26 protein-coding genes are annotated in these 25,999 nt (G+C 69.1%); 13 read left to right on the top strand and 13 right to left on the bottom strand.

Annotated elements, in window-relative coordinates:
* Positions 1–51 precede the first annotated feature (51 nt).
* Genes EIP85_RS10165 through EIP85_RS10150 form a run of 4 tightly spaced genes read right to left on the bottom strand, consistent with a single transcriptional unit; the run spans position 52 to position 4,428 of the window.
* Positions 52–819 (bottom strand): glycerophosphodiester phosphodiesterase family protein, encoded by a 768-nt coding sequence (locus EIP85_RS10165; protein WP_164871697.1) that lies wholly within the window; start codon positions 817–819, stop codon positions 52–54.
* Positions 819–1,283, bottom strand: a complete 465-nt coding sequence (locus EIP85_RS10160; protein ID WP_127902075.1) for a RidA family protein — start codon at positions 1,281–1,283, stop codon at positions 819–821. Before EIP85_RS10160 ends, EIP85_RS10165 begins: the two co-directional genes overlap by 1 nt.
* Before the next feature lie 44 nt (positions 1,284–1,327).
* Positions 1,328–2,662 (bottom strand): HlyD family type I secretion periplasmic adaptor subunit, encoded by a 1,335-nt coding sequence (locus EIP85_RS10155; protein WP_127902074.1) that lies wholly within the window; start codon positions 2,660–2,662, stop codon positions 1,328–1,330.
* Positions 2,662–4,428, bottom strand: a complete 1,767-nt coding sequence (locus EIP85_RS10150; protein WP_206615499.1) for a type I secretion system permease/ATPase — start codon at positions 4,426–4,428, stop codon at positions 2,662–2,664. Before EIP85_RS10150 ends, EIP85_RS10155 begins: the two co-directional genes overlap by 1 nt.
* A 151-nt stretch (positions 4,429–4,579) precedes the next feature.
* Between EIP85_RS10150 and EIP85_RS10145 the strand changes: the two genes are divergently transcribed.
* Both EIP85_RS10145 and EIP85_RS10140 read left to right on the top strand, forming a co-directional pair.
* Positions 4,580–5,347 (top strand): MlaA family lipoprotein, encoded by a 768-nt coding sequence (locus EIP85_RS10145; RefSeq protein WP_127902073.1) that lies wholly within the window; start codon positions 4,580–4,582, stop codon positions 5,345–5,347.
* Positions 5,331–5,942 (top strand): MlaC/ttg2D family ABC transporter substrate-binding protein, encoded by a 612-nt coding sequence (locus tag EIP85_RS10140; RefSeq protein WP_127902072.1) that lies wholly within the window; start codon positions 5,331–5,333, stop codon positions 5,940–5,942. The genes EIP85_RS10145 and EIP85_RS10140 overlap by 17 nt, the downstream gene beginning before the upstream one ends.
* Positions 5,943–6,023: 81 nt before the next feature.
* Here the strand turns inward: EIP85_RS10140 and EIP85_RS10135 are convergent, their stop codons facing one another.
* Positions 6,024–8,234, bottom strand: coding sequence for a transglycosylase domain-containing protein (locus EIP85_RS10135; protein WP_127902071.1), 2,211 nt, complete (start codon positions 8,232–8,234; stop codon positions 6,024–6,026).
* Between the two features lie 295 nt (positions 8,235–8,529).
* Between EIP85_RS10135 and EIP85_RS10130 the strand changes: the two genes are divergently transcribed.
* Positions 8,530–8,868, top strand: coding sequence for a P-II family nitrogen regulator (locus EIP85_RS10130; protein ID WP_127902070.1), 339 nt, complete (start codon positions 8,530–8,532; stop codon positions 8,866–8,868).
* Between the two features lie 30 nt (positions 8,869–8,898).
* A complete protein-coding gene (locus tag EIP85_RS10125) occupies positions 8,899–10,197 on the top strand; it encodes an ammonium transporter (RefSeq protein ID WP_127902069.1) in 1,299 nt (432 codons plus the stop codon).
* A gap of 260 nt (positions 10,198–10,457) precedes the next feature.
* Here the strand turns inward: EIP85_RS10125 and EIP85_RS10120 are convergent, their stop codons facing one another.
* The 3 genes from EIP85_RS10120 to smpB are packed head-to-tail and all read right to left on the bottom strand — an operon-like array spanning position 10,458 to position 13,028.
* The gene (locus tag EIP85_RS10120; RefSeq protein WP_127902068.1) at positions 10,458–11,639 is read right to left on the bottom strand and encodes an amino acid aminotransferase; all 1,182 of its coding nucleotides are present in this window, start codon (positions 11,637–11,639) and stop codon (positions 10,458–10,460) included.
* A gap of 7 nt (positions 11,640–11,646) precedes the next feature.
* Positions 11,647–12,495, bottom strand: a complete 849-nt coding sequence (sseA, locus tag EIP85_RS10115) for a 3-mercaptopyruvate sulfurtransferase (RefSeq protein WP_127902067.1) — start codon at positions 12,493–12,495, stop codon at positions 11,647–11,649.
* 59 nt (positions 12,496–12,554) lie between these two features.
* The gene (smpB, locus tag EIP85_RS10110) at positions 12,555–13,028 is read right to left on the bottom strand and encodes an SsrA-binding protein SmpB (RefSeq protein ID WP_127902066.1); all 474 of its coding nucleotides are present in this window, start codon (positions 13,026–13,028) and stop codon (positions 12,555–12,557) included.
* Positions 13,029–13,186: 158 nt separating this feature from the next.
* Between smpB and EIP85_RS10105 the strand changes: the two genes are divergently transcribed.
* From EIP85_RS10105 to EIP85_RS10070, 8 genes are all read left to right on the top strand, one after another.
* Positions 13,187–13,777 carry a sugar O-acetyltransferase gene (locus EIP85_RS10105; RefSeq protein ID WP_127902065.1) on the top strand — a complete coding sequence of 197 codons (591 nt, stop codon included), beginning with the start codon at positions 13,187–13,189 and terminating at the stop codon, positions 13,775–13,777.
* Positions 13,778–13,828: 51 nt separating this feature from the next.
* The gene (locus tag EIP85_RS10100; RefSeq protein ID WP_127902064.1) at positions 13,829–14,341 is read left to right on the top strand and encodes an ion channel; all 513 of its coding nucleotides are present in this window, start codon (positions 13,829–13,831) and stop codon (positions 14,339–14,341) included.
* Positions 14,342–14,360: 19 nt separating this feature from the next.
* Positions 14,361–15,206: a fumarylacetoacetate hydrolase family protein gene (locus EIP85_RS10095; RefSeq protein ID WP_127902063.1), complete on the top strand. Its 846-nt coding sequence runs from the start codon at positions 14,361–14,363 to the stop codon at positions 15,204–15,206.
* 280 nt (positions 15,207–15,486) lie between these two features.
* Positions 15,487–15,990: a type III secretion system chaperone family protein gene (locus tag EIP85_RS10090; RefSeq protein ID WP_127902062.1), complete on the top strand. Its 504-nt coding sequence runs from the start codon at positions 15,487–15,489 to the stop codon at positions 15,988–15,990.
* Between the two features lie 329 nt (positions 15,991–16,319).
* A complete protein-coding gene (proC, locus tag EIP85_RS10085) occupies positions 16,320–17,141 on the top strand; it encodes a pyrroline-5-carboxylate reductase (RefSeq protein ID WP_127902061.1) in 822 nt (273 codons plus the stop codon).
* Positions 17,138–17,473, top strand: coding sequence for a tRNA-binding protein (locus EIP85_RS10080; protein WP_206615498.1), 336 nt, complete (start codon positions 17,138–17,140; stop codon positions 17,471–17,473). Before proC ends, EIP85_RS10080 begins: the two co-directional genes overlap by 4 nt.
* On the top strand, positions 17,473–18,426 hold the full coding sequence (locus EIP85_RS10075; RefSeq protein ID WP_127902060.1) for a 2-hydroxyacid dehydrogenase: 954 nt from the start codon (positions 17,473–17,475) through the stop codon (positions 18,424–18,426). The genes EIP85_RS10080 and EIP85_RS10075 overlap by 1 nt, the downstream gene beginning before the upstream one ends.
* Before the next feature lie 83 nt (positions 18,427–18,509).
* Entirely contained in the window at positions 18,510–20,552 is a 2,043-nt protein-coding gene (locus EIP85_RS10070) for a hydantoinase/oxoprolinase N-terminal domain-containing protein (RefSeq protein WP_127902059.1), read from the top strand.
* Between the two features lie 250 nt (positions 20,553–20,802).
* Here the strand turns inward: EIP85_RS10070 and EIP85_RS10065 are convergent, their stop codons facing one another.
* The gene (locus tag EIP85_RS10065; protein WP_127902058.1) at positions 20,803–21,480 is read right to left on the bottom strand and encodes a hypothetical protein; all 678 of its coding nucleotides are present in this window, start codon (positions 21,478–21,480) and stop codon (positions 20,803–20,805) included.
* Positions 21,481–21,738: 258 nt separating this feature from the next.
* Here EIP85_RS10065 and EIP85_RS10060 point away from each other — a divergent pair, with 258 nt between their 5' ends.
* Complete coding sequence (locus tag EIP85_RS10060; protein WP_127902057.1) at positions 21,739–21,942, top strand: YgaP family membrane protein; 204 nt, start codon at positions 21,739–21,741, stop codon at positions 21,940–21,942.
* 28 nt (positions 21,943–21,970) lie between these two features.
* Here the strand turns inward: EIP85_RS10060 and EIP85_RS10055 are convergent, their stop codons facing one another.
* The 4 genes from EIP85_RS10055 to EIP85_RS10040 form a co-directional block, all read right to left on the bottom strand.
* Positions 21,971–23,116: an aromatic ring-hydroxylating oxygenase subunit alpha gene (locus tag EIP85_RS10055; RefSeq protein ID WP_127902056.1), complete on the bottom strand. Its 1,146-nt coding sequence runs from the start codon at positions 23,114–23,116 to the stop codon at positions 21,971–21,973.
* Between the two features lie 85 nt (positions 23,117–23,201).
* Positions 23,202–24,512, bottom strand: coding sequence for an ATPase (locus tag EIP85_RS10050; protein WP_127902055.1), 1,311 nt, complete (start codon positions 24,510–24,512; stop codon positions 23,202–23,204).
* A gap of 106 nt (positions 24,513–24,618) precedes the next feature.
* Positions 24,619–25,116, bottom strand: a complete 498-nt coding sequence (locus EIP85_RS10045; protein ID WP_127902054.1) for an A24 family peptidase — start codon at positions 25,114–25,116, stop codon at positions 24,619–24,621.
* Positions 25,116–25,976: a tetratricopeptide repeat protein gene (locus EIP85_RS10040; protein ID WP_127902053.1), complete on the bottom strand. Its 861-nt coding sequence runs from the start codon at positions 25,974–25,976 to the stop codon at positions 25,116–25,118. Before EIP85_RS10040 ends, EIP85_RS10045 begins: the two co-directional genes overlap by 1 nt.
* Positions 25,977–25,999: the final 23 nt, after the last annotated feature.

Genomic DNA, 25,999 nt, shown 5'->3' with positions numbered 1-25,999 from the left:
CCTTGAGGAGGTTTCGGCAGCCCCCTTGAGCTGGGCCGGAGGCGCCCGGCGTCAAGAGGGGATCACGGCAGCGTATCGCTCGAAGGTGATGTTGTCAGCGATCTTGCGGGCCTCGGCCTCGGCTTCGGGGCTGCGGATGGTCCAGCACAGGATCGCGGCCCCCGCCGTCTTCAGCGCCGCCACGCGGGGGCGCGCAAGATTCGCGGCCTCGTGGCTGATGAAGCTGCAGCCGGTGGGTTCGTAATCCGGGATCTCGGCCAGCTCGGCGCGGCGGTCCGCCGGCATCGGCCAGTCCTTCGCGGGGAAGGAGCAGCTGGTGATGCCGCGCGGGATCTGAGGGGCCACCCTGGCCATCGCGGCCATGGAATAGGGGTTGAAGGACATCACGGCCACCGGACCCTGGTAGCCCGAAAGCACCTGCGCCACCGCGGCCTCCAGCGGGCCGACGCCGGGGCCGCAATGCCCGTCCTGATCCTTGATCTCGATGAGAAGCGGCACGCGGCCGGCGACGGTCTCCAGCATCTGCGCCAGCGTCGGGATGCCCTCCGCCCCGCCCTTCAGCGTCAGCGCGCCGAGCTCTGCCGCCGTGCGGTCCGCGATCCGCCCTTCCGCCCCGGTCAGCCGGGCGAGCGTGTAATCGTGGAAGACCATCGGCACACCGTCCGAAGACGGCTGGATGTCGATCTCGATCCCGTAACCGGCCTCGATCGCCGCGCGGGCGGCGATGAGGGAGTTCTCCGGCCGCCCGGCGGCCTGGTCGTGGAAGGCGCGGTGGGCGATGGGGAGGCGCAGGAAGGCCTCGGGCAGGGTGGGCATGATCAGCGGATCTCGAAGATGGCTTCGATCTCGACTGCGACGCCCAGCGGCAGCGCGCCGGCGGAGACGGCGGAGCGGGCATGGCGGCCAGCCTCGCCCAGAACCTCCACCAGGAAGTCCGAGGCGCCGTTGACGACCTTCGGCTGGTCGGTGAAGTCGGGGGTGGAGTTCACGAAGCCGGTGAGCTTGATGACCCGCACGAGGCGCGAAAAATCGCCGCCGCAGGCCGCGCGGGCCTGGGCCAGCAGGCCGATCGCGCAGCGGCGCGCGGCGGCGGCGCCCTGCGCCACGTCAAGCTCGGCGCCGAGCTTGCCCTTGATCAGGCCCTCGGGGCCCTGGCTGATCTGGCCGGACACGAACAGCTGGTTGCCCAGCTGCACGAAGGGCACATAGTTGGCGGCCGGCGCCGCCGCCTCCGGCAATTCCACGCCGAGCTCCTTGAGCCGCGCCTCGATCCTGTCGGTCATCCTGGCCTCCCTGCCTTGCTTCTTCCGGGGATTCGGCGCCGAAGCTAGCCCCGTGCGGGCGGATGGGAAAGCCCCGATCCGCCGTCGCGGAAGGCATGGTCGAAATAGGCCTGCACCGGGCCGAGGAGATAGGCCAGCGGGCTGCGGCTGGCGGTGGCGATGAAGGCCTCCACCGGCATGCCGGGCAGGATGGCGTGGCCTGCGCCGTCGGTATGGGCGGGGGCGGACAGCGCGATGCGGACGCGGTAGTAGTCCGCGCCGGTGCGCGGGTCGGTCAGCCGGTCGGGCGCGATGGTGGTGATGCGGCCGGTCACGTCGGGGGCGAGCCGGTCATGTATGGCGGTGACGCGCAGCCGCACCTCTGCGCCCGGCGCCACGTCGTCGATCGCGGCAGGGGGGATGCGTGCGGCGACGATCAGCGGCCGGTCCTGCGGCACGATGTAAAGCGCCGGGTCGGCCGGGCGCAGCACCGATTGCGGCGCGGTGACGGCAAGGTCGTAGGCGATGCCGGCGACCGGCGCGCGGATCGTCAGCCGGGCGATGCGGGTGCGCTGGGCGCGCAGCTGCTCGGCCAGGGCGAGGATCCGGGGGGCGATCCTGCGCAGCTCCGTCGTCGCGTCCTCGCGCCGGGCGGCGTCGAGCTTCAGCGCGGCGATCCGGGTCTCCGTCGCGCGGCTTTCGGCCTGGCCGCGGCTGGCGCGGAGCGCGCCGATGCTGCCCTGAAGATCCGCCTGTTGCGCCTCCAGCGCCAGCACCCGGGCGGCGGGCGCAAGGCCGCGGGCGCGCAGGCCGCGCTGGGTGGCGAGATCGGTGGCGGTAAGCGAAAGCCGGGTGCGGGCGGCGGCGATCTGCGCGTCGATCCCCTCGATCTGGCGGGCGATCTGGGCCACTTGCGCGTCAAGCTGCGCCTGCTGGCGGGCGAAGGTCTCGCCCCGCGCGGCGAAGAGCTGGCGCTGCCCGGCGAGGAGGGCCGCGACCTCGGGGCTGCGCGCGGCCTCTGCGGCAAGGGCGGCGGGGAAGGCGACCGTGGCGGCGCCGTCGCGCTCTGCCATCAGCCGCGCCTTGCGGGCCTGAAGGTCGAGAAGCTGGTTGGCGGTCTGGCGCGCCTCGGACCGCAGGGCCGCGCCGTCGAGCACCATCAGCACCTGGCCCGCCGCGACATGCTCGCCCTCGCGCACGGCGACGCGGGTGACCAAGCCGCCCTCGGGGTGCTGCACGGGGCGGCGGTTCAGATCCACCTCCACCCGGCCCTCGGCGATCACGGCCCCGGCGATCCGCGCCCGCGTGCCCCAGAGGCCGAAGACCAGCACAAGCGCCAGGATCGCCGCGAAGCCGGTGACGAGCGCGCCGCGGGCGGAGAGGGCGGGCAGGTCGGGCATCAGCCGCGGCCCCCCGCCGCGGCGCCCGGACGCGGGGCCGGGCGGAAGAGGGGTGCGGGATCGGGCGCGGCGGGGCTTGCCCGCATCATGGCACGCATCATCTGCTCCCGCGGGCCGATGCCGCGGACGCGCCCGGCTTCGAGCAGCAGGACCGCGTCGCAGGTCTCGATCGCGGCGGTGCGGTGGGTCATCACCACCACCGCCGCGCCGCGGGCCTTTGCCTCGCGAATGGCGAGGTTCAGCGCCAGCGCCCCGGCGCGGTCGAGGTTGGAATTGGGCTCGTCCAGCACCAGCAGCACCGGATCGCCGAAAAGCGCGCGCGCCAGTCCCACCTGCTGGATCTGCCCGCCGGAGAACGGGTCGCCCGCCGGGCCGGTCAGGGTGTCATACCCCTCCGGCAGGGCGAGGATCGCCTCGTGCAGGCCCGCGCGGCGGGCGGCGACGATGATCTCCTCCGGCGCGGCGCCGGGCTGGAGGCGGGCGATATTCTCCGCCACCGTGCCCTCGAAAAGGGCGACCCGCTGCGGCAGGTAGCCGATCAGCGCGCCAAGCTGGTCCGGCGGGTATTGCCCGATCCCGGCCCCGCCAAGCCGGATCGCACCGGACTGCGCCGGCCAGATCCCGGCCAGCGCGCGCGCCAGCGTCGATTTCCCCGACCCCGACGGCCCGATCACCGCCAGCGCCTGCCCCGGCGCCAGCGTGAAGCTGGCCTGGCGCAGCGCCGGCCGGCTCTCGCCCGGGGGGGTGACGGTCAGCGCCTCCACCGCGATCTCGGCCGCCGGGCGGGGCAGCGCCATCGGCGCGGTCTCGACCGGCACGCGCGACATCAGCGCGGCCAGCCTGCGCCAGCCCTCGCGCGCCTGCAGGAAGGTGCCCCATTGCGCCACCGCCACCTCCACCGGCTGCAGCGCCCGGCCGAGCAGCACCGAGCCCGCGATCATCGCGCCGCCCGACATCTGCCCGCGCAGCACCACCAGCGCGCCGAGGCCCAGCATCGCCGATTGCAGGAACAGCCGCGCCCCGCGCGACAGCGCCGCGAATCCCGCCATCCGGTCCGACAGCGCGACCTGCGCCGACAGCGCCGCCCGCCGGCTGCGCAGCCAGCGCCCCGCCGCCGCCGCCTCCATCCCAAGGCCGCGGATCGCCCCGGCCTCGGCCCGGATCTCCGCCGCCTGACGCTCTGCGGTCAGCGCGGCGGCCCCGGCGCGGCCCGCGGCAGCGAAGGTCAGAAGCTGGTTCAGCCCGGCGATGCCGATCAGCGCCGCCGCCCCGGCGAGCGCCAGCCAGCCGAGCCAGGGGTGGAAGACGAAGATCGCCGCCGCGAAGACCGGCGACCAGGGAATGTCGAACAGCGCGATCGGCAGCGGCGAGGCGAGGAAGCGCTGCAGCGCCTCGATATCCCGCGTGGCCGATTGCGCAGCCGGATCCCCGGGCGCGGCCAGCTGGTGGACCAGCATCGCATGCAGCACCCGCGCGTCCAGCAGCGCCTGAAGCCGCGCGCCGACGCGGGCCATGACCCGGGCGCGGGCATGGTCGAGCACCGCCATGAACAGGTAGAGACAGCCCATCAGCAGGCTCAGCGCGGCCAGCGTCGCCTCCGACCGGCTGGTCAGCACCCGGTCGTAGACCTGCAGCATGTAGACCGGTCCGGTGAGCATCAGCAGGTTCACCGCGGCGCTGAAAAGCGCGGCGGCGAGGATCAGCCCGCGGCCGCGGAGAAGCGCAAGGCGCAGGGCCCGCGCGCCATCCGCCGTCTTCTGTGGCAATTGCGTCCCTTCCTGAGGCGAATCCTGCACGGCGGCGGGTGATCTTGGCGGCCGTCCGCGCGTGGCGGTTGTCTTGCTGCCGACCTGAGCCTAAATCACTCACGGTCGCGTCGGGCACTCGGGTCCGGCTTTTGAGCGGACAGAGTGACGGATGTTTTCTAAGATTTCCTTTCCCGCCCCCCGGCGCCAGGCGCTGCTGGCGGCGGTGCTCCTGGCGACGGGCCTGGCGGGCTGCGCCCCGGCCGTGGCGCCCGGCAAGATCAACGATCCCTACGAGGCGCAGAACCGAGAGAACCACGCCTTCAACATCAAGTTCGACAGCCATGTGCTGAAACCCGCGTCGCAGGCCTACGGCCATGCGCTGCCCGGGCCGGTGCGCCAGGGGGTGAGCAACCTTGCCGGCAACCTCGCGCTGCCGAGCTACGTGGCCAACGACCTGCTGCAGGCCAAGTTCGCCGCTGCAGGCCAGAACACGCTGCGATTCGCCTTCAACACGATCTTCGGCCTCGGCGGGCTCCTGAACCCGGCCGGCGCACTGGGCCTGCCCGCCGCCTCCAACGATTTCGGCGAGACGCTCTACGTCTGGGGCGCACCGGAGGGGGCCTATCTTGAAGTGCCCTTCCTCGGCCCCTCGACCCAGCGCGACCTCGCCGGCACCGTCGTCGACACGCTCGCCGATCCCGTGAACTCGATCCTGCCGCAGAACCTGCGCGGCTATCCCACCGCCGTCGATCTGGCCTCGAAGCTGGGCACCCGGTATCGCTACAATGACATGATCAACTCGATTCTCTACGGCAGCGCCGACAGCTACGCGCAGGAGAGGCTGATCTACCTGGAGAAGCGGCACCACGACATCGGGATGCCGTCGCCGACCACGAATTTCGATCCCTATGAGGACCCCTATGCCAATTCGAATTGACCTCACCCGCCGCCGGCTGATCGCCGGCCTGATGGGCGGCGCGGCGATCTCGGCGCTGGCCGGGCCGGCCGCGGCGCTGGATGTTTCCGCCGCCCGCACTCTGGTGAACCATGTCGTCGACGCGGTGAACCAGATCATCAATTCCGGCGAGAGCGAAAACAAGATGTTCGCTGACTTCGAGAAGGTCTTCGCCACCTATGCCGACGTGCCGATTATCGCCCGCTCGTCGCTGGGCATCGCCGCACGCTCGGCCTCCCCGGCGCAGATGAAGGCCTATACCGAGGCCTTCCAGGGCTATATCTCGCGCAAGTACGGCCGGCGATTCCGCGAATTCATCGGCGGCAAGATCACCGTCACCGGTGCGAAGCCGCTCAACAGCTTCTACGAGGTCCTCTCCACCGCCAAGCTGCGCGGCCAGCAGCCCTTCGACCTGCGCTGGTGGGTGTCGGACAAGAGCGGGCGGTTCCTGTTCTTCAACATGATCATCGACGGGGTGAACATGCTGGCGACGGAACGGACCGAGATCGGCTCCATGCTCGACCAGGAGCATGGCAATATCGAAAAGCTGATCGCGAAGCTGAAGGTTTCCGGCTGACGCCAGGGGGCGCAGCCCCCACCCGATACGCGGCGCGCACCACCGCCGGGTAGCGCCCGACCGCCCCCCGGGCGGTCGGGCCTAGTTCTTCCCGGTCAGCGCGCCGATCACCGAGTTCACCAGCCGGTCGATGACGTAATTGCCCTGTCCGCCCTGGGCGGTCTGGCCGCCGTCGATCGGGCCGGTCTGGCTGGGCGGCGGCGGCTGGATCATCGGCAGCGGCGCGGGGGTCACGTCCAGCGTCTTGTCGATGCCCACCATCGTCGCGTGCCAGATCTCGGCGGGAAGCCCGCCGCCGGTGGTGCCGGTCAGCGGCGAATCGTCGTCATTGCCGAGCCAGACCCCCACCACGTAATGCGCGGTGAAGCCGACGAACCAGGCGTCGCGGGACAGCTGGCTGGTGCCGGTCTTGCCCGCGGCCTCGCGGTCCGGCAGCTTGGCGCGCTGCCCGGTGCCCTGGTTGACCACCTGGTTCATCATGTAGATCAACTCCTGGTCGGCCTTCTGCGAGATCACGCGCTCGCCGATGCCGCCCTCCTTGCCGATCAGGGGCTGCTTGTCGCCCCGCAGCGACAGGTCGATCAGCCCGTAGGGCTTCACCGACGATCCGCCGTTCAGGATCCCGGCATAGGCCCCGGTCAGATCGAGCGGCGTGACCTCGGACACCCCCAGCGCCAGCGCCGGGCCCTTGGCAAGCTTGCTGTCGATGCCGAAATCGGTCGCCACCTTGCGCACGTTGTCGAGCCCCACCTTCAGCGCGATCCGCACGGCCGAGGTGTTCAGCGAATGCGCCAGCGCTGTGGTCAGCGTCACCGGACCCATGTAGGTCGGGTCGAAATCCTTCGGCGACCAGGGGCCGGAGCCGGGCACGTCCACCGTCAGGGGCGAATCCTCGACGATGTCGTTCGGGCTCATCCCCATGTCGAGCGCGGCGGCATAGACGAAGGGCTTGAAGGCCGAACCCGTCTGCCGCAGCGCCTGTGTCGCGCGGTTGAAGGCGCCGGGCGGCTCGGCCGTGCGCCCGCCCACCATGGCGCGCACCGCGCCGTCGGGCGACATCACCACGATCGCCGCCTGCACCTTCGAGCCGGGCTTCAGCTTCGATTCGAAGACGTCATGCATCGCCGCCTCCGCCGCCGCCTGGACCTTCTGGTCCAGCGTGGTGCGGATCGTCACGTCCTCGGTCGTGTCGTTGGTCAGGAAGCTCGGCCCCGAATCCATCACCCAGTCGGCGAAATAGCCCCCCGCCCGCGTCGCTGCCGCCTTCGACAGCACCGCCGGATGGGCATGCGCCTCCGCCGCCTGCGCCAGCGTCAGGTAGCCCTGCTGCTTCATCAGGTCGATGACGAGGTTGGCCCGGCTCTGCGCCCGTTCGAGGCTGGAGGTCGGCGCGTAGTAGGACGGCGCCTTCAGAAGCCCCGCCAGCATCGCCGCCTCCGCCGGGGTGACCTGGCTCGCGTGCTTGCCGAAATAGCGTTCCGAGGCCGCCTCGAACCCACGGGTGCCGGCGCCGAGATAGGCGCGGTTGATGTAGACCGTCAGGATCTGGTCCTTGGTGTACTTGGCCTCCATCGCCAGGGCGTAGGGGACCTCGCGGATCTTCCGCCACAGCGTGGTGCGGCGGCAGTCGGCGACATAGTCCTGCTGGGTCTTCCATATCTTGGGGTTGTAGGGCCGCCCGTCGCAGAGGAGCTTCGCCACCTGCTGGGTGATGGTCGAGCCGCCGTTGCCGTGGAACGGCCCGCGCCCGGCGCGCATGTTGATCAGCATCGCCCCGATGATCCCGCGCGGGCTGACGCCGAACTCGCTGTAGAAGCGCCGGTCCTCGGTCGCGATGATGGCGTGCTTCAGATAGGGCGAGATCGAGGCGGCGGTGACCTGGTCATAGGTCTCGCCGCGCCAGGCGAAGGGCTTGCCCTGGTCGTCGAGCAGCGTCACCGACCCGCGCGAGCGCCCGTCGTAGAGCTTCGCGACAGGCGGCAGGGTGGAATAGTCGTAGAACGCCCAGATGCCGATGATCAGCGCGGTCACCACGCTGACCCGCCAGCCGATTCCCCAGATGAGGCGGAAGATTCGCCGGAAGAAGCCGCCGAGGAAGCGCGTCAGCATGTTGCCGCCCTGGCGCCGCGGCGGCCGCCGGCCGCCGGATCCGCCGCCGCCGGAGCCCCGGCGGCCCCCGCCGCCGCCGCTTCCGCCGCCGGATTTTCCGCGCTGTGGCTTGGCCTTGGCGGTATTTTGCGCCGGATAGCGCCGCTCCGCCCTCAGGGGGGGCTTTCGTCCGGTCCCACTCATCTCGTAACTGCCCGTATGCTGCCTGGACCAGCTTCTCCCCGCCGCGGCGGGCTGCCGGTTTTGCGGCCAGACTACCCAACCGATGCGGAAATGTGGAGCGGGAACCGAGGGGGGTTCAGATTCCGTTAAGCCCAAAAATGCATCACCATGCCAGAAATGTGCAAAAAATGTGCAACTAAGGCCGCTCCTGCCCCGTCGGACGGCTCACGCTTGCTTGTGCTGCGGCTGCGAAGGCCGCTTTCTCCATCTGGGCGCCGCCACCAGGGGCCACCTGCCAAACCGGAAGGGGAAGGACGTGAAACTCATCATAGCAGCAATCAAGCCGTTCAAGCTGGAGGAGGTGCGCGAGGCGCTGACCTCCATCGGAGTGCGCGGTATGATGGTGACGGAAATCAAGGGCTTCGGCTCCCAGTCTGGCCATACCGAAATCTATCGCGGCGCCGAGTACGCGGTGAATTTCGTCCCCAAGGTCAAGCTGGAGATCGTGGTCTCCGACAGCCTGTGCGATCAGGTCGTCGACACGATCCGCAAGACCGCCAAGACCGACAAGATCGGCGACGGAAAGATTTTCGTTCTCGATGTGGACCAGGCAGTCCGCGTCCGGACGGGTGAAACCAACGACGACGCGCTGTGACGCGGCGGATCAGGGAAGAGAGACACGACAATGGCTGACATAAAGAAAACCCTGGGCCTTGCCGCGGCGGCGGCGATGCTCGCGCTGCCGGCTTTCGCCGACACCGCGCCCAAGATGGATTCAGGCGACACCGCCTGGATGATGACTTCGAGCCTGCTGGTTCTGTTCATGACGCTGCCGGGCCTGGCGCTGTTCTACGGCGGCCTCGTGCGGACCAAGAACATGCTCTCGGTGCTGATGCAGTGTACGCTGATCACCGGCCTCGTCATGGTGATCTGGGTGCTCTGGGGCTACTCGATGGCCTTCGGCGGCGGCACCTCGCCCTACTGGGGCGGCCTCGGCAAGGCGTTCCTTGCCGGCGTGACCCCGGCCTCGCTGTCCGGCACGATCCCGGAATATGTCTTCGTGGTGTTCCAGATGACCTTCGCGGTCATCACGCCCGCGCTGATCATCGGTTCCATCGTCGAGCGCATCAAGTTCTCCTCGCTCCTCGTCTTCATCGCGCTCTGGGTGACCCTGGTCTACTTCCCGATCGCGCATATGGTCTGGGACGGCTCGGGCCTGTTCTTCAAGATGGGCGCGATGGACTTTGCCGGCGGCACGGTGGTTCACATCAACGCCGGTATCGCGGGCTTCGTGGGCTGCCTCGTCCTCGGCAAGCGCACCGGTTTCGGGCGGGACAACATGGCGCCGCACTCGATGACGCTGACCATGGTCGGCGCCTCGATCCTGTGGGTGGGCTGGTTCGGCTTCAACGCCGGTTCCGCGCTCGCCTCCAACGGCACCGCTGCGCTGGCGATGATCAACACCTTCGTCGCCACCGCCGCCGCGATCCTGAGCTGGTCGGCCATCGAGGGCATGGCCCGCGGCAAGGCCTCCATGCTGGGCGCCGCCTCGGGCATGGTCGCGGGCCTCGTCGCCATCACCCCGGCCTGCGGCTTCATCGGCCCGATGGGCGCCGTGGTGCTGGGCCTGATCGTCTCGCCGATCTGCTACTTCTTCGTTACCACGGTGAAGGGCAAGTTCGGCTATGACGACAGCCTCGACGTCTTCGGCGTCCACTGCGTCGGCGGGATCACCGGCGCGCTGCTGACCGGCATCTTCGCGGCCTCCTCGCTGGGCGGCGTCGGCTACGGCAAGGGCGTGACGATGGGCAGCCAGGAGATGGTGCAGCTCGAAGCCGTGCTGACCACGCTGATCTGGTCGGGCGTGGTGTCCTTCATCCTCTACAAGCTCGTCGGCGCCGTGATGGGGCTGCGCGTGACCGAGGAAGAAGAGCGCGAGGGCCTCGACCTCACCTCCCACGGCGAAATGGCCTACCACAGCTGATCTCCTCCCCAGTCTGTGGATGAAAGAGGGGCCGGCGGGCAACCGCCGGCCCTTTCCCATTTCCCGACGGAGGGGGGGCGCCGTCGGGGGTGTTGCGCAGAACGCCCGGGCACCGTCCCGAAAGCCGGTACACTTACGGTGCGAAAGCGGTGCTGAAGCTGTGCTGAATCGGTAAGCGGATTTTCACGTCAGATCAGCACCTTGAACGAAAAACGCCGCGGGTTTCCCCGCGGCGTCCGTCCGTTCCCTTCACCGCCTTTTCAGATCCCGGCCTCGGCGATGGCGGCGGCGAGGACGGGGACCGTCTTCGCGTTCAGCCCGGCAATGTTCAGGCGCGAATCGCCGACCATGTAGATGCCGTGTTCCGTCCGCAGCCGCTCCACCTGCTCCGGTGTCGCGCCAAGGCGCGAGAACATGCCGCGGTGCTGGGCGATGAAGCCGAAGCGGTCCGATCCGGTCAGCCGCCGCAGCTCGGAGGCGAGCTGCTCGCGCAGGCCCAGCATGGCCAGCCGCATCTCCTCCAGCTCCTTTTTCCATTCGGCGCGCAGCGTGTCGTCGCCAAGGATCATCGTCACCAGCCGCGCGCCGTGATCGGGCGGGAAGGAGTAGTTCTGCCGGTTCAGATAGGCCAGCGAACCCTGCGTGACCTGCCGCGCGGCCGGCGTGCTCATCGCCATCAGGATGCCTACCCGCTCGCGGTAAAGGCCGAAGTTCTTCGAGCAGGAGGCCGCGATCAGCACCTCCGGCAGCCGCTCCACGATCAGCCGCGTGCCGGCGGCATCGTCCTCCAGCCCGTCGCCGAAGCCCTGATAGGCGATGTCGATCAGCGGCACCGCGCCGCGCTTGGCGAGGATCTCCGCCACCTCGGCCCATTGGCTGAGGTTCAGGTTCGCGCCGGTCGGGTTGTGGCAGCAGCCATGCAGCAGGACGAGGTCGCCCGCGGCCACCTTTCCGAGGTCCTCGACAAGGCCGCCGAAGTCCACCGCGCGGCTTTCGGCGTCGAAGTAGCGGTAGCTCGCGGTCTTCATGCCGAGATAGGCGACGATGGAGTTGTGGTTCGGCCAGGTCGGATCGGGCAGCCAGACGGTGGCGCCAGGGGTCGCCATGCGCACGAGGTCCAGCGCCTGGCGCACCGCGCCGGTGCCGCCGGGCGTCGCCGCGGCCGAAAAGCGCGCGGTATCGTAATCCGGCCCAAGGATCAGCCCGGCCATCGCGGCGTGGAAGCCGGCGTCGCCGACAAGGGCGGTATAGCTCTTGGTCGTCTCCGCGGCCCAGAGCTGCTGCTCCGCGGTCTTGACGGCGCGCATGATCGGCGTGTTGCCGCTCGCATCCTTGTAGACGCCGACGCCGAGGTCGATCTTCTCCGCCCGCGGGTCATCGCGGTACATCTGCATCAGCGCCAGGATCTTGTCCGCCGGCTGCGGCTTCAGGGCCTCGAACATCTTTGCCTTACTCCTTCGCGACCTTGAGGTCGTCATACATGCCCCATTCCGCCCAGGATCCGTCGTAGACGGCGTGGGCGCGGTGTCCGATGCGTTCCAGCGCCAGGTCGAGGACCGAGGCGGTGATGCCCGAGCCGCAGGAGGAGATCACGGGCTTCGCCAGATCCACCCCCGCCGCGACGAAGGCGGCGCGCAGCGCGTCGGGGTCCTTCATCGTCCCGTCCGGGTTCAGAAGGGTCTGGAACGGCAGGTTCCTGGAATTCGGTATATGGCCCGAGCGCAGGCCGGCGCGCGGCTCCGGCGCCTGGCCCAGGAAACGCTCGGCGGAGCGGGCGTCCACGATCTCCCAGTCGCCGAGCTTGGAGGCGGCCGCGACCTGCGTGACGTCCTTCACCAGCCCGGCCTGGCGCTGCGCCGTCATGTGGCGGTCGCGGATGGCGGGCGGCATGTCCTCGATCTCGCGGCCCTCGGCGCGCCATTTCGGCAGGCCGCCGTCGAGCACGGCGACATCGGTCTTGCCCATCAGCCGGAAGGTCCACCAGACCCGCGGCGCAGAGAGGATCCCGGCGCCGTCATAGATCACCACCTGATGGCCGTCGCCCACGCCCATCGCGCGCAGGCGCGAGATGAACTTCTCCGCCGGCGGCGCCATGTGCGGCAGGGGAGAGCGGGCCTCGGAGATCTCGTCGATATCGAAGAAGCGCGCGCCCGGGATATGGCCGGCGAGGTATTCCGCCCGCGCGTCGCGGTCGGCGGCGGGCAGGTACCAGGAGGCGTCCAGGATGCGCAGATCGGGGTCGCGCAGATGGGCGGCAAGCCAGTCTGTGGAAACGAGTGTTCTCGGATCGTCCTGCATGATCGGGGGCTCCCGGCGTCGGCCCGACCGGCTTAGCCGTGCGCGCCCCGGGGGGCAAGTCAGAGATTCTGCTTAAGAAGCCTGCGCTTCTGCCGGTCCCAGTCACGTTTGGCAGAGGTCTGGCGCTTGTCGGCGGCCTTCTTGCCCTTGGCGATGCCGAGCTTCAGCTTCACCATCCCGCGGTCATTGAAATACATCCGCAGGGGCACGATGGTCATCCCCTCGCGCGCCGTGGCCGACCAGAGCCGCGCCAGCTCCTTGCGCGAGACGAGCAGCTTGCGCTTGCGCCGTTCCTCGTGGCCCCAGGTCTTGGCCTCGCGATACGGCGCGATATAGCCGTTGATCAGCCACAGCTCGCCATCCTCGACCGAGGCGTAGCTGTCGGCGATGTTGGAGCCGCCCTGGCGAAGGGATTTCACCTCGGACCCGAGCAGCACGATGCCGGCCTCGAGATCGCTCTCGATGGCATAGTCGAACCGCGCGCGGCGGTTCTCGGCAATCAGCTTGGAATTGGGGTCGGAGTTCTGGGCCATGGCGGCTTCGAGATAGGGGAGGGGAGGAGGCCTGTCCAGCGGGGGCAGCGCGGATTCGGGCGAATTCGCAAGGCTCCGGGCGCTTTCGGGCGGGGCCGGGGCTGGATACAGTCGGCAGGGCCCGGTCCGGAGGGCGCCGGGGTGACAGGGAGGCACGCATGGCAGGTGAAGCAGGGAGCCGGCTCATTCCCCGCGGCACACCCGCCTCTGCGGCGATGGTGGCCGAGGCGCGCCGCGCTATGGCGATCACCGCCCGGATCAACCGGCTGGGGTTCGAGGAGGCGGCAGAGGTCCGCACGCTGATGGCCGAGCTGATCTGTCGCCCGCTCGACGACGCCTTCACCCTGATCCCGCCCTTCTTCGCCACCGGCGGGCTGGAGACGCGGATCGGGCGCAATGTCTTCGTCAATCAGAACTGCACCTTCTACGATCTTGGCGGGATCGAGATCGGCGACGACGTGATGATCGGGCCGAATGTGAGCCTGATCACCTCGGGCCACCCGCTCGATCCCGCCAGGCGGCGGGCGGGGGTGACAGCGGCCCCGATCGTGATCGGGGCGAATGTCTGGATCGCCGCTGGGGTCACCGTCATCGGCGGGGTGCGGGTGGGGGCGAATTCCGTCGTGGCGGCGGGATCGATCGTCACCCGGGACGTGCCGCCCGATACGCTCGTCGGCGGCAATCCGGCGCGGGTGATCCGGATCCTCCGCTCCGGCGAGGGCGGGGGCCGCGACCTCGGCGACGTTTGACAGCAGCCGCGCGGCCGGTACTCTCGATCAGGCGCTGCGGCGGAGGCGGAAATGGTCCTGCAGATCCTCGTCGGAACCGTGCTGATGCTGATCAGCCTCGGCGTCGCCGGGCTGAGTTTCTGGGTGATGGAGATCGTGCTGGCCCGCGCCACGCCCTGGTTCTTTCGAGAGCCGCATCGGCCGAAGATGATGCTCGCGCTCTTCCTGGCAGGGGTCTGGAGCATGTGGCTGGTGACCGCGGGCGTCTGGGTCTGGGCCATCGCCTTCCGGCTGATGGAGCTGTTCCCGACGATGGAGCAGGCGGTCTATTTCTCGCTCGTGGCCTTCACCACGCTGGGCTTCGGCGATGTGCTGTTGCCGCCGCAGTGGCAGCTTCTCGGCGGCATGGCGGCGGCGAACGGGCTTTTGAATTTCGGGCTGATCGTGGCGATCCTCGTCGATGCGCTGCGCCATGTCCGGCTGGGCCAGCTCGAGGCCCGTCAGCGGCTTCACCCCCATGCCGCACGGGTAGATGCCTTGACGCGGGCCGACGCAGCGGCGAAGTCTGGCCGGCCAGTCAATTAGACACCCGAGGGAGGATGGGATGAAGCTTCTGCGCTATGGGCCGGTCGGGGCCGAGAAGCCGGGGATGCTCGATGCGGAGGGGCGGATCCGCGACCTCTCCGGCGTTGTCGCCGATATCGCGGGCGAGGTGCTGGAGCCGGCGGGGATCGCCAGGCTCGCCGCGCTCGATCCCGCAAGTCTGCCGCTGGTCGAGGGCGACGTGCGCTACGGGCCCTGCGTCGGACGCGTCGGCAAGTTCATGTGCATCGGGCTCAACTACGCCGACCATGCCGCCGAATCCGGTCTGCCGCTGCCGAAGGAGCCGATCCTCTTCATGAAGGCGACCTCTGCCATCGGCGGCCCGGATGACGGCGTGCTGATCCCGCGCGGATCGGAGAAGACCGACTGGGAGGTCGAGCTTGGCGTCGTCATCGGCAAGCGCGCCAAATATGTCTCGGAAGCCGAGGCGCTGGACCATGTCGCGGGCTATTGCGTCATCAACGACTATTCCGAGCGCGCCTTTCAGCAGGAGCGCGGCGGGCAATGGACCAAGGGCAAGAGCTCTGACACCTTCGGGCCGATCGGGCCCTGGATGGTCACCCGCGACGAGGTCGCCGACCCGCAGGACATGCACATGTGGCTGACGGTGAACGGCGAGAGCCGGCAGGACGGCTCCACCAAGACGATGATCTTCGGCGTGGCGCATCTGGTGAGCTACCTCAGCCAGTTCATGAGCCTTGAGCCCGGCGACGTCATCTCCACCGGCACGCCGCCCGGCGTCGGCATGGGGATGAAGCCGCCGACCTACCTCAAGCCCGGCGACGTGGTCGAGCTTGGCATCGACGGCCTCGGCCGCCAGCGCCAGGTGCTTTCGACCGACATCTGAGATTTGCCCCGGCCGCCGCCCTTGCGGGGGGGCGGGGAGCCCAAGAAGACGCGGTGCGGCCCGCCCAGGGAGCCTTCGACGGCCCCCGGGGCGGGCCGCGATCATTTTCGCGGCTTATCCCCAACTCTTTTCCAGAAATCGCTTTACAGAGTCCGGCTTGTCCTACACCATATCTAGTAAGAGCCGCAGACCAACTCGCAGGTTCTTGGCCGGACACCCAGCAAATTGTGGGTTTTTACCCACTCTAGGCTATCTTGAGGCAAGCAGTGAGAGGCCGGGCATGTCGTTAGCAGAAGACTTCCTCATCAGCGACGAGTTGCATCCGATTGATATCGTCGAGACTCTGGCGGAACACCATGAATGGGACTTCGACCGGATCGCCGAGGATCAGATCGCCATGGCCGTTACCGGCCAGTGGCGGACCTATTCGATCACCCTGGCCTGGTCGGCCGGGGACGAGACGCTGCGGCTGATCTGCACCTTCGAGATGGAGCCGCCGGAAGATCGGATGGCCGAGATCTACGAGGCGCTGAACCGCGTGAACGACTGCTGCTGGGCCGGCGCCTTCACTTATTGGGCCGAGCAGAAGCTGATGGTCTGGCGCTACGGGCTGGTGCTGGCCGGCGGCCAGATCGCCGGTCCGGAGCAGATCGACCGGCTGATCACCACGGCGGTGGTGACCTCGGAGCGCTTCTACCCCGCCTTCCAGCTGGTCGCCTGGTCGGACAAGACCCCGGCGCAGGCGATGCAGGTGGCGATTGCGGAGGCCTACGGGCGGGCCTGAGGCCCGCCGGCACGGAAAAGCTGCGGGGAACTTGTCGAGCAGGATCGATGTTCGGCCGTGGTTGATCCAGAGGAAGGCGAGACCTTCCCGTACCCCCGCCCGGGACAGGCCCCGGGTCCTGCCCGCCCTCTGGGGCGGGCGTTTTCTTTTTGGGGAACGGGCATCGCGCCCCTGCGCCGAAGCGGGGGCGGCGGCTGTTCGCGGAGGGGCCCCGGCCCGGTGGGCCCTGCCTGCAGTTTCGGGCCGGACCCCGGCCATCCTTTTTTTGCGGTTCATCTCCGCGGGAAGCCGCACTAGGGTCCGGGGCGAACGGGACAGAGGAGGATGACATGAGCCTCGATGATGTGCGCCGCCGCGGGCTGGTGCTGCTGGGCTGCGGGAAGATGGGCTCGGCCCTGCTGGAGGGCTGGCTCGGCCGCGGGCTGCCCGAGGCCTCGGTCTGGGTGCTTGATCCCCGGCCGTCGGACTGGGTGACGGGGCTGGCGGCCAGGGGCCTGCACCTCAACACCGACCTGCCGCCGGACCCCGCCATCGTCATCGTCGCCGTGAAGCCGCAGATGATGGGCGAGGCGCTGCCGCGGATCTCCGCCCTTGGCGGCGGCGGGACGCTCTTTCTTTCCATCGCCGCGGGCACCACGATCCGCAGCTTCGAGGCCGCCTTCGGCGCAGAGACGCCGATCGTCCGGGCCATGCCGAACACGCCCGCCGCAATCGGGCGCGGCATCTCGGCCATCTGCGGCAATGCCCGGGCCACGGCCGCGGACCTCTCGCTGGCCGAGGAACTGCTTTCGGCGGTGGGCGAGGTCGTCCGCCTCGAGGGCGAGCATCAGATGGATGCGGTCACCGCCGTCTCCGGCTCCGGCCCGGCTTATGTCTTCCACCTGATCGAGACGCTGGCCGCGGCGGGCGAGGCCGAGGGGCTGGCCCCCGAACTGGCGCTGCAGCTCGCCCGTGCGACGGTGGCGGGGGCGGGCCAGCTTGCCATGGAGGCGGGCGAGGATCCGGGCCAGCTTCGCGTCAACGTCACCTCGCCGGGTGGGACGACCGCGGCGGCGCTGGCGGTGCTGATGGATCCGAAAACCGGCTTTCCGGCGCTATTGAAACGCGCGGTCCACGCGGCGGCGGAACGGGGAAGGGAACTGGGCAAGTGACGATCAGTTATGACGATTTCCTGAAGGTCGACATCCGCGTGGGCCGCATAACGCGGGCCGAACCCTTCCCGGAGGCGCGCAAGCCCGCGATCAAGCTCTGGGTCGATTTCGGGGCTGAGCTCGGCGAGAAGAAAAGCTCGGCCCAGATCACGAAGCACTACACGCCCGAGGGCCTTGTCGGCCGCGAGGTGCTGGCCGTCGTGAACTTCCCGCCGCGCCAGATCGGGCCGGTGATGTCGGAGGTGCTGGTGCTCGGCGTTCCCGATGCCGAGGGCGAGGTGGTCCTCATCGGCCCCGGGCAGGATGTGCCCCTGGGCGGGAGGCTTTTCTGATGCGGCTTCTGATCACCCGTCCCCTGCCCGATCCGGTGGTGGAAACCGCACGCGCCCATTTCGACGTGACGCTTCGCGAAAGCGCGCTGCCCCTGTCCCGGGCGGAGATCGCCGCGGCGCTCAGAGATTACGATCTTGTGCTGCCGACGCTGGGCGACGCCTTCGACGCCGCGGCCTTCGCCGAGGTGCCGGCGCCGCGCTGCAAGCTGCTGGCCAATTTCGGCGTTGGCTACAACCATATCGACGTGGCTGCCGCGAAGGCCGCGGGGGTGGCGGTGACGAACACGCCGGGCGCGGTGACCGACGCCACCGCCGATATCGCGATGACGCTGATCCTGATGTCCGCCCGCCGTGCCGGCGCAGGCGAGCGGCTGGTCCGTTCCGGCAACTGGCAGGGCTGGGCGCCCATGCAGATGCTGGGGATGCATGTCACCGGCAAGGTGATCGGCATCGTCGGCATGGGGCGGATCGGCAAGGCGATTGCCCGCCGCGCGCACCACGGCTTCGGGATGGAGGTGGTGTTCTTCAACCGCTCGCCGGTGGCGGAACCGGGCGTGCCCGCCCGCCAGCTCGGATCGCTGGCCGAGGTGATGGCGGCGGCCGACGTGGTGGTTATCGCGGTCCCCGGGGGGGCTGCGACGCATCACCTGATCGATGCGCAGGCGCTTTCGGCGATGAAGTCCACGGCCCATCTCGTCAACATTTCCCGCGGTGACGTGGTGGAGGAGGCGGCGCTGATCGCGGCGCTGGAGGCGGGGCGGATCGCGGGCGCCGGACTCGACGTCTACGAGTTCGAGCCGAAGGTGCCCGACGCCCTGAAGCGGATGGAGAACGTGGTGCTGCTGCCGCATCTCGGAACCGCGGCGCTGGAGGTGCGGACCGCCATGGGCGCGATGGCGGTGGAGAACCTCATCGCCTTCGCGGAGGGCCGGGTACTGCCGAACGCGGTCTGACCGCGACGCCCGGCTGTCGCTTTGAGGGCTGACGGCGCGGCCGGCTTGGCCTAGGCCCGATCTGGCAACAGACGGGGATCTTCATGGCGGTACTTCTCGGCGTCGACACCGGCGGGACCTATACCGATGCGGTTCTGGTGGACGAGGGGGGCGAGCGTGTCCTCTCCTCGGCCAAGTCCCTGACAACGCGCGCGGATCTGGCGCTGGGGATCGGCCGGGCGGTGGATGCGGCGCTGCAGTCAGCGGGCCTCGCGCCGGGCGACGTGGCCATGGTCTCGCTGTCGACGACGCTGGCCACGAACGCGCTGGTCGAGGGGCAGGGCGGCCGCGTGGCGCTGGTCTTCATCGGCTTCGGCGAGGACGACCTGGGCCGCGAGGGGCTGGCGGAGGCGCTGGCCGGTGATCCGGTGGTGGTGCTCGCGGGCGGGCACAGCCATGCCGGGACGGAAGCGGCGCCGCTCGATCTGGCACGGCTGGAGGCGGAGGTGATCCGGCTGGGACCGCAGGTCGCGGGCTTCGCCGTGGCGGCGCGCTTCGCGGTACGGAACCCCGCGCATGAGATTGCCGCGGCGGAGGCGATCGGGCGCGTGACGGGGCGGCCGGTGACCTGCTCGCACGAGCTTTCGGCCAAGCTCAACGGGCCGAAACGGGCGCTGACGGCGGTGCTGAACGCGCGCCTGATCGGCATGATCGCGCGGCTGATCGACGCCTGTGCGGGGCATCTGGCCGAGATCGGCATTGCCGCGCCGCTTATGGTGGTGCGGGGCGACGGGGCGCTGATCTCGGCCGGTCTCGCCCGGGCCCGGCCGATCGAGACGATCCTCTCCGGTCCTGCCGCCTCTATCGTCGGGGCGCGCTGGCTGACGGGGGAAAGCGACGCGCTGGTCTCCGACATCGGTGGCACGACGACGGACGTGGCGCTGTTGCGTGGCGGGCGGCCGGAGATCGATCCGCTGGGAGCTCGCGTGGGCGGCTGGCGGACCATGGTGGAGGCCGTGGCGATGCGCACGACGGGCCTGGGCGGCGACAGCGAAGTCCATGTTTCCGAAGGGCTTTCCGGCGGTCTGCAGCTTGGGCCGCGGCGGCTGATCCCGGTCGCCTTGATGGCGCGGGACTGGCCGGAGCTGGTGCATGGGGCGCTGGACAGGGCGCTTTCGGCCGAGGTCGCTGGCGAGAACGACGGGCGCTTCGCGGTGGCGGTCGAGGGGGCCTCTCCCGCCGGGCTGGCGGCGCGGGAGGCGGCGCTGCTGGAGCGGATCGGGGCGGGCGCGGTGGCGCTTCCGAAGGTGCTTCTGACCCGGCTCGACGCGGCGGCGCTGAACCGGCTGGTCGCGCGGGGGCTGGTGATGCTCTCGGGCGTGACGCCGTCGGATGCAAGCCATGTGCTGGGCCGGCTGGGGGACTGGGACCGCGAGGCGGCGGTCAAGGCGCTAACACTGTTCGCCCGCAAGCGCAACGGCGCGGGCGAGCGCATCGCGGCGGGGCCGGAGGTGCTGGCGCAACAGATCGTCGACCGGCTGACGGAGCAGACCGTGACCTGCCTGCTGGAGGCAGGTTTCGCCGAGGACGGGCGCGACTGGGACGGGGCCGCGCCAGAGGATCTTGCGCGCCATGTGCTTGTCCGCGAAGGCCTTTTCCGCGCAGGCGGGGTGGTGGACATCGGGCTGCGGCTGGGGGTGCCGGTGATCGGGCTGGGGGCTTCGGCGCCCTCCTATTACGGCGCGGTGGGCGACCGGCTGGGCTGCCGCATGGTGCTGCCTGAGCATGCCGGGGTGGCCAATGCGATCGGCGCGGTGGTGGGGCAGGTGGCCCAGCATGCCGAAGCGCTGGTGACATCGCCGGCCGAAGGGCGGTTCGTGGTGCATCTGGCGGCCGGGGCGGAGGTCTTCGCGGACCGCGACACGGCGCTGGCCCGGGCGGAGGCTGCGCTGTCGGAAGAGGCGCGGGTGCGGGCGCGGGAGGCGGGGGCCGAGGAGGTCCGGCTGAGCGTGGCGCGGGAGGTCCAGGAGGTGGAGATCGAGGGCCGCGCGATGTTCATCGAGGCGCGGATCCGGGTGACGGCGACGGGGCGGCCGCGGATCGCGGAGGCAGCCCTGGAGGCGGAATACCGGGGGCCGGCGCTCTGACCCGGTAAGGGCTTTCGGGGGCTGGAAAAACCGGGTGCCGATTCAGCAGAGATTTCGCACCGCTTTCACACCGTAAATGTACCGAATTTCGGGACGGTCGCAGGCGGTTTCGCGCAACGGTTTTCGTGCCGAGGCGGGGAAGCGCCCGCCCTTGGGGGCGGACGGGCGCTGGCCCGGCGAGCTGCGCCCGCTGCTTCGGGCCGGGGTATAGGGTGCGCAATGAATGTGCACCCTACAGGGGCCGGTTGGCTCAGTTCGTGGTCGTGGTATCCAACCCGAGCTGCTGGCGGAAATAGGCCAGCGCCGCGTCCGACAGGGTGCGGTTGTGCGTGGCGGCGTCGAGCGCGGCCTGTTCGTCGAGCTGGGCTTGGGTCGGGTTCGCCTCGTCATAGGCGACGGCGGCCTGAAGCTCGTCGACCGTGGGCTGACCCTGATAGTTGGGATCGGCCAGGGCCGCGGCGAGGGCAGCCTTGTCGGCGGCGAGCTTGGCGTCGTCCGGCTGCGCGGTGATCGCGGCCTCGCGATAGGCGGCGATCAGGCCGACCTGGCTGCCGGGCGCGGCGTTCTCGAAGGCCGTGGGGCTGGCGTGATAGGCGTTCAGCCCCTTCAGCTCGGAGGCCATGAGGCCATGGGCATTGGGCGGGGGCGTGTCATCCTCCGTCGTCGTGCCGGTGTCGGCCGAGGCCGTGGTGAGCTTCTGGTGCCCGTAGGAAGCGCCGGCCTGGCCGTGCGCGCCGCTGTTGCCATGGCCATGACCATTGCCGTGGTCGCCGCCATTTCCGCCGCCCCCACCGCCGCCGCCCCCACCGCCATGACCGTTCCCGGCGAAGGCCGGCAGGGCGCCGATGCCGGGAAGGCCGGCGATCGGCGGGGTGGCAAGAAGCAGTGCCGCGCCCAAAGTGGCGGCTGCGCGTTTGATCGTGGTCATTGGTACCTCCTCAGGAGTGCCTGATCTGCTCTGAGGCCAGCATCCCCACCCGCTGTCCGGCGTCAATTCAAGCTCAGGATCATGGCGAAACTTGGCCGTCTCATTTGCGCGGATCGTTGCCGGCGGAGGTCCGCTTGGGGCGGGAACATGCCGGGGCGCTGCGACAACTGATACACATGCGTATTCTTGAATGTTTTTGGCCGCTACGCTATCTTTCCCGCAGTGCCGCGGTGTGCGGCGGATCGAAAGGATGCCGAGATGACCCTCGACCGTGCCGTTCTCTTCTTCGCCGGGGTGATGATCCTCGTGAGCCTCGCGCTGACGCTGTGGGTTTCGCCGCTGTGGATGTGGCTCACCGCCTTCGTCGGGGCGAACCTGATCCAGTCCTCCTTCACCGGGTTCTGCCCGGCGGCGATGGTCTTCAAGCTTTTCGGCGTGCAGGGCGGCTGCGCGTTCAAGTAGCGCCGCAGGCGCGCGCGGCGCGCCTCACTCAGGCCGGGATGCGCGAGGCGATCCAGCGGGCGAATTCGAAATTCGGCCGCTCGAGATGGCTGAGCGGCCCGGGCGCGGAAAGCCCGGCCGAGAGGCCGCGGTAGACCCGTTCGACGCAGCCCTTGTCCTCCATGTTCACGGCGTCGAGGAGCGCCTTCAGCCGGGTGAAGTGACCCTCGGCCGCCGGGTCGGCGGCCCAGTCGGGGGCGAGGCCGCCGCCGTAGAGGACATTCACCCGGCCGGGGCCGTCGGGCGTCAGGCAGAGATACCAGAAATAGCCCGGCGTGAGCGTGATCAGCAGCGAGGGGTAGACCGAGATCAGCCAGGTTGTGCGCCGCTCGTCCCCCTTCAGCGTGGTGTTCGACGGATGCGCCAGCGTCAGGTCCAGCGCGTCGTTCTTGGTGATGTAGTGGTAGTTGAAGGCCGCGTGCCCTTCCGGGCAGGTCATCTTCATCAGGTCCACCGTGTTGCCGATCGTGCCCTCGTGGCAGACCGGCAGGTGGTAGCTTTCCATGAAATTCTCGGCCAGGACCTTCCAGTTGGTGGCCCAGTTGAATTCCTCGCGGAAGGATTCGACGTAATCCTCCATGTGGAGATGGCCGATCAGGGCGTCGAGGTCGGCCAGCGCCTCGGAGGGGGGCGGGGCCTCCGGGTTCAGCGAGACCATGATCCAGCCGGCCCAGACCTCGCAGCGGATCTGCGGCAGGGCGATGTCGGTCTTGCAGAAGCCCTCGTTCAGGGTCATCGCCGGGGCGCCGCGGAGCGTGCCGTCGAGGTTGTAGGTCCAGGCGTGGTAGGGGCAGGTGATCGTGCGGGCCCTGCCGCGGCCCTCCAGCAGCACCGACATGCGGTGGCGGCAGACGTTGGACAGGGCGCGCAGGTGCCCCTCGCGGTCGCGCAGCACGATTACCGGCTCGCCCGCGATCTGCATCGTCAGGTAGTCGCCGGGCTCCGGCAGCGCGTCGGCCCGCCCGGCGCAGAGCCATTCGCGGGCGAAGATATGCGCCTGTTCCTGGGCGAGGAAGTCGGGCGAGGTGTAGACCGACTTCGGCATCGCCGTTGCCTGCTCGAACGGCCGGGCGGTGTTGGCGCGCAGCTCCTCGATCGGGGAGAGGGCCGGGGCAGGGACGGCGTGCTGGTTCATCGGGGCTGCTCCTTCTGGTCGCGCAGGGGCAGCGTGGCGCAGAAGGATGGCGCGGGCAAGAACGGCGTGCGGACCGGGGCCGCCGTCAGCGGGCGATGACTTCCTCTTTCACGAACATGTTGGCCCAGGCGCGGTCGATCAGTTCGGGCGTCATCTGGTAGGGGATGCCCTCGAATTCGCAGATGGCGATGACCTGGTCGGTCAGGAACAGCGGCTGGTAGTTGGCGTAGAGGTTGTCGATCGTCGGATATTTCTTCTGCAGCAGGTGAACCAGCGTAGCCTCGTCCAGCGGCAGTTTGCGCTTGCGGGCGACCATGGCGAAGATCTTCAGGAAATGTTCCTGCGTCGGGCCGTCGATCTTGATCTTGTAGAAGATCCGGCGAAGGGCCGCGCCGTCGAAGATCTCGTTCGGGTGGAAGTTGGTGGAGAAGATCACCAGCGTGTCGAAGGGCACGGTGAACTTCTCGCCCGACTGCAGGGTGAGGATGTCGCGGTTTTCCTCCAGCGGGACGATCCAGCGGTTGATCAGCGCCTGGGGGCTTTCCTTCTGGCGGCCGAGGTCGTCGATGATGAAAACGCCCCCGGTGGCCTTCAGCTGCAAGGGCGCCTGGTAGGTGCGCGCGGTGGGGTTGTAGGTGAGGTTCAGCATCTCCAGCGTCAGCTCGCCGCCGGTGATGACGGTGGGCCGGTCGCAGAGAACGTAGCGGCTGTCGAAGCGGTTGGCGTTGCGGCGCAGCGAGGTCGGGTCGTCGACCGCCATCTGCGCCTTGGTGTGGATGATCGGGTCGTAGACGGTGATCACCTGGCCGGAATATTCCAGCGCCCGGGGCACGAAGATCTTGTCGCCCATCGCGTCGCGGATGCCGTTGGAGATCGAGCTCTTGCCGTTGCCGGGCGGCCCGTAGAGCAGGATCGAGCGGCCGGAGTTCACCGCCGGACCGAGGTTCTGGATCAGATCCTCGGGCAGGATCAGGTGGCCCATCGAGGCCAGAAGCTGGTCGCGGGTGAGCTGGATGTTGCGGATCGACTGGCGGGTGACCTGTTCCTTGTAGCTTTCCAGCGGAACCGGCATGGCGCCGTAATATTCGGACTGGGCCAGCGCGTCGAGCGCGCGGGACTTGCCGGCCTCGGTCAGCTGGTAGCCCATCTCGTTGCCGGAATTGGCATGCAGCGTGCCGGTCGCCTCCACCAGGCGCTGAGCGCGGGCGAGGTCCACGATCTCCTGCGTGGCCGCCAGCGAGAGGCAGATCACCTGCGCGATCTCGCTGGTGTGCGAAAGGTTCATGCGGAACATCGTCTTGATCAGGATGTCGCGCATCATCACCTGCGACAGGCCGGTCTCGGCCATGCTGCGGGGCGAGGTGGGGGCGAGGACGTTGGTCGATTGCAGGTTCATCGGCGGTCCGATCGGCTGTCCGTTGGTTTGACGATGGGGCCGGCGGGGGCCGGCGCTGCGAGTCTGTCTGTCATTCTAGCCCCGGAGGTGGCCGGGTATGGGCGAATTAGTGGCCGAAGACGGCGACCAGCGCGAGGTAGAAGATCAGCACGCCGGAAAGCGCGAAGCCCATCGGGAAATCCCGCCGCTGCCAGCTTTCCCAATCGACGGTGGCGCGGCGCATGGCCGGCACCTGGCGCAGGATGCGGTGCGTGGCGAAGGCCGCCAGCAGCACCGCCGAGAGCAGCAGCGCGATGATCATCGCGTCGTTGGCGGCGAAGAAGGGCGCCATGGCGGCGATGTATTTCGCGTCCCCCGCGCCCATCGCCCGGGCGAGGTTCAGAACGAAACCCACGCCCAGCAGCACCGGGAAATGCACCAGTTGCCAGAGATAGCCGTGCCAGGGCAGCACCAGGGGGCCGATCACGACGAAGACCAGCGCCAGCGCGATCACCGCCAGGTTGGGGATGCGCATGAACTTCATGTCGGACCAGGACACCCAGATACCGATGGCAAGCGCGAAGGGCAGAAACGCCATCGCGGCGTGGGCGGGCATCGCGGCCATCAGTTGATGACCTTGGCGTTCAGCGCGTCGAGGCTGCGCTGGGCGGCCCCGTAATACTCGGGGTTGGTGTCGATCGCCTCCTGCAGCAGGCTTTTCCCTATCGACACGTCATCCTGTTTGATCGCGACGAGCGCCATCGTGTAGAGCAGGTGCGCCCGCTCGGTCTGGGTCATCGACACCACCGGCAGGTCGTACTTGCGCTGCGCGCCCCGGGCGAGAACGAGGTTGTTCTTGGCGATATACATGTTCGGGTCGAAGCTGAGCGCCTTCTCGAACAGCTTCTCCGCCCCGGCGTAATCGTGGCGGGTGAGCTTGGAGAAGCCCCAGTTGTTGTAGATCGTCGCCGGGTTCGTCGTCATCTGCGCGGCGGTGGAATAGAAGCTGTCGGCCTTCTTCCATTCGTGCTTGCTGTCGGCGATCAGCGCCTCGAGCCGGTAACGGTCGAAGGTCGCATGGGTCGGCGGGATGGCGTTCAGCACCGCCGAGGCCTTCTTCCAGTCGCCCGCCCGGATCAGCGCGTCGGCATAGCCCACGCTGTCGTCCTCGGTCGCGTCATGGGCCTTGACGACCTTGGCCCAGACCTGGATGGCGCCCTGCGGATCGCCGGCGCGTACCAGCGATTTCGCCAGGTAGCGCTTCGACTGGGTGCGGTCGGGGTGCTTCTCGACCGATTTTGTGAAATAGGCCACCGCTTCCTGCGGGTTGGCGACCGTCATCTCGATAGCGTCGAGGCTTGCCTCGTCCTTGGCCGAGAGATTGGCGATTTCCTTCTGGATCTTCGCCTGTTGCGCCGCACGGTCGCAACCTGCCAGGGACAGAGCGCCCGCAAGGCACAGAATAATCACACCAGGGTGGCGCATTTCGCGTCCTTTTTCGCTGCCCG

The organism is Solirhodobacter olei, assembly GCF_004010155.1.
Taxonomy (GTDB): Bacteria; Pseudomonadota; Alphaproteobacteria; order Rhodobacterales; family Rhodobacteraceae; genus Solirhodobacter; species Solirhodobacter olei.
This window is presented reverse-complemented; position numbering and strand designations above follow the sequence as displayed.

Bases quoted from the DNA above. Each gene is read 5' to 3' on its own strand.
- EIP85_RS10160 (WP_127902075.1), bottom strand. From the start codon at position 1,283: ATGACCGACAGGATCGAGGCGCGGCTCAAGGAGCTCGGCGTGGAATTG.
- EIP85_RS10155 (WP_127902074.1), bottom strand. From the start codon at position 2,662: ATGCCCGACCTGCCCGCCCTCTCCGCCCGCGGCGCGCTCGTCACCGGC.
- EIP85_RS10145 (WP_127902073.1), top strand. From the start codon at position 4,580: ATGTTTTCTAAGATTTCCTTTCCCGCCCCCCGGCGCCAGGCGCTGCTG.
- EIP85_RS10140 (WP_127902072.1), top strand. From the start codon at position 5,331: ATGCCAATTCGAATTGACCTCACCCGCCGCCGGCTGATCGCCGGCCTG.
- EIP85_RS10135 (WP_127902071.1), bottom strand. From the start codon at position 8,234: ATGAGTGGGACCGGACGAAAGCCCCCCCTGAGGGCGGAGCGGCGCTAT.
- EIP85_RS10125 (WP_127902069.1), top strand. From the start codon at position 8,899: ATGGCTGACATAAAGAAAACCCTGGGCCTTGCCGCGGCGGCGGCGATG.
- EIP85_RS10120 (WP_127902068.1), bottom strand. From the start codon at position 11,639: ATGTTCGAGGCCCTGAAGCCGCAGCCGGCGGACAAGATCCTGGCGCTG.
- sseA (WP_127902067.1), bottom strand. From the start codon at position 12,495: ATGCAGGACGATCCGAGAACACTCGTTTCCACAGACTGGCTTGCCGCC.
- smpB (WP_127902066.1), bottom strand. From the start codon at position 13,028: ATGGCCCAGAACTCCGACCCCAATTCCAAGCTGATTGCCGAGAACCGC.
- EIP85_RS10105 (WP_127902065.1), top strand. From the start codon at position 13,187: ATGGCAGGTGAAGCAGGGAGCCGGCTCATTCCCCGCGGCACACCCGCC.
- EIP85_RS10100 (WP_127902064.1), top strand. From the start codon at position 13,829: ATGGTCCTGCAGATCCTCGTCGGAACCGTGCTGATGCTGATCAGCCTC.
- EIP85_RS10095 (WP_127902063.1), top strand. From the start codon at position 14,361: ATGAAGCTTCTGCGCTATGGGCCGGTCGGGGCCGAGAAGCCGGGGATG.
- EIP85_RS10090 (WP_127902062.1), top strand. From the start codon at position 15,487: ATGTCGTTAGCAGAAGACTTCCTCATCAGCGACGAGTTGCATCCGATT.
- proC (WP_127902061.1), top strand. From the start codon at position 16,320: ATGAGCCTCGATGATGTGCGCCGCCGCGGGCTGGTGCTGCTGGGCTGC.
- EIP85_RS10075 (WP_127902060.1), top strand. From the start codon at position 17,473: ATGCGGCTTCTGATCACCCGTCCCCTGCCCGATCCGGTGGTGGAAACC.
- EIP85_RS10070 (WP_127902059.1), top strand. From the start codon at position 18,510: ATGGCGGTACTTCTCGGCGTCGACACCGGCGGGACCTATACCGATGCG.
- EIP85_RS10065 (WP_127902058.1), bottom strand. From the start codon at position 21,480: ATGACCACGATCAAACGCGCAGCCGCCACTTTGGGCGCGGCACTGCTT.
- EIP85_RS10060 (WP_127902057.1), top strand. From the start codon at position 21,739: ATGACCCTCGACCGTGCCGTTCTCTTCTTCGCCGGGGTGATGATCCTC.
- EIP85_RS10055 (WP_127902056.1), bottom strand. From the start codon at position 23,116: ATGAACCAGCACGCCGTCCCTGCCCCGGCCCTCTCCCCGATCGAGGAG.
- EIP85_RS10050 (WP_127902055.1), bottom strand. From the start codon at position 24,512: ATGAACCTGCAATCGACCAACGTCCTCGCCCCCACCTCGCCCCGCAGC.
- EIP85_RS10045 (WP_127902054.1), bottom strand. From the start codon at position 25,116: ATGGCCGCGATGCCCGCCCACGCCGCGATGGCGTTTCTGCCCTTCGCG.
- EIP85_RS10040 (WP_127902053.1), bottom strand. From the start codon at position 25,976: ATGCGCCACCCTGGTGTGATTATTCTGTGCCTTGCGGGCGCTCTGTCC.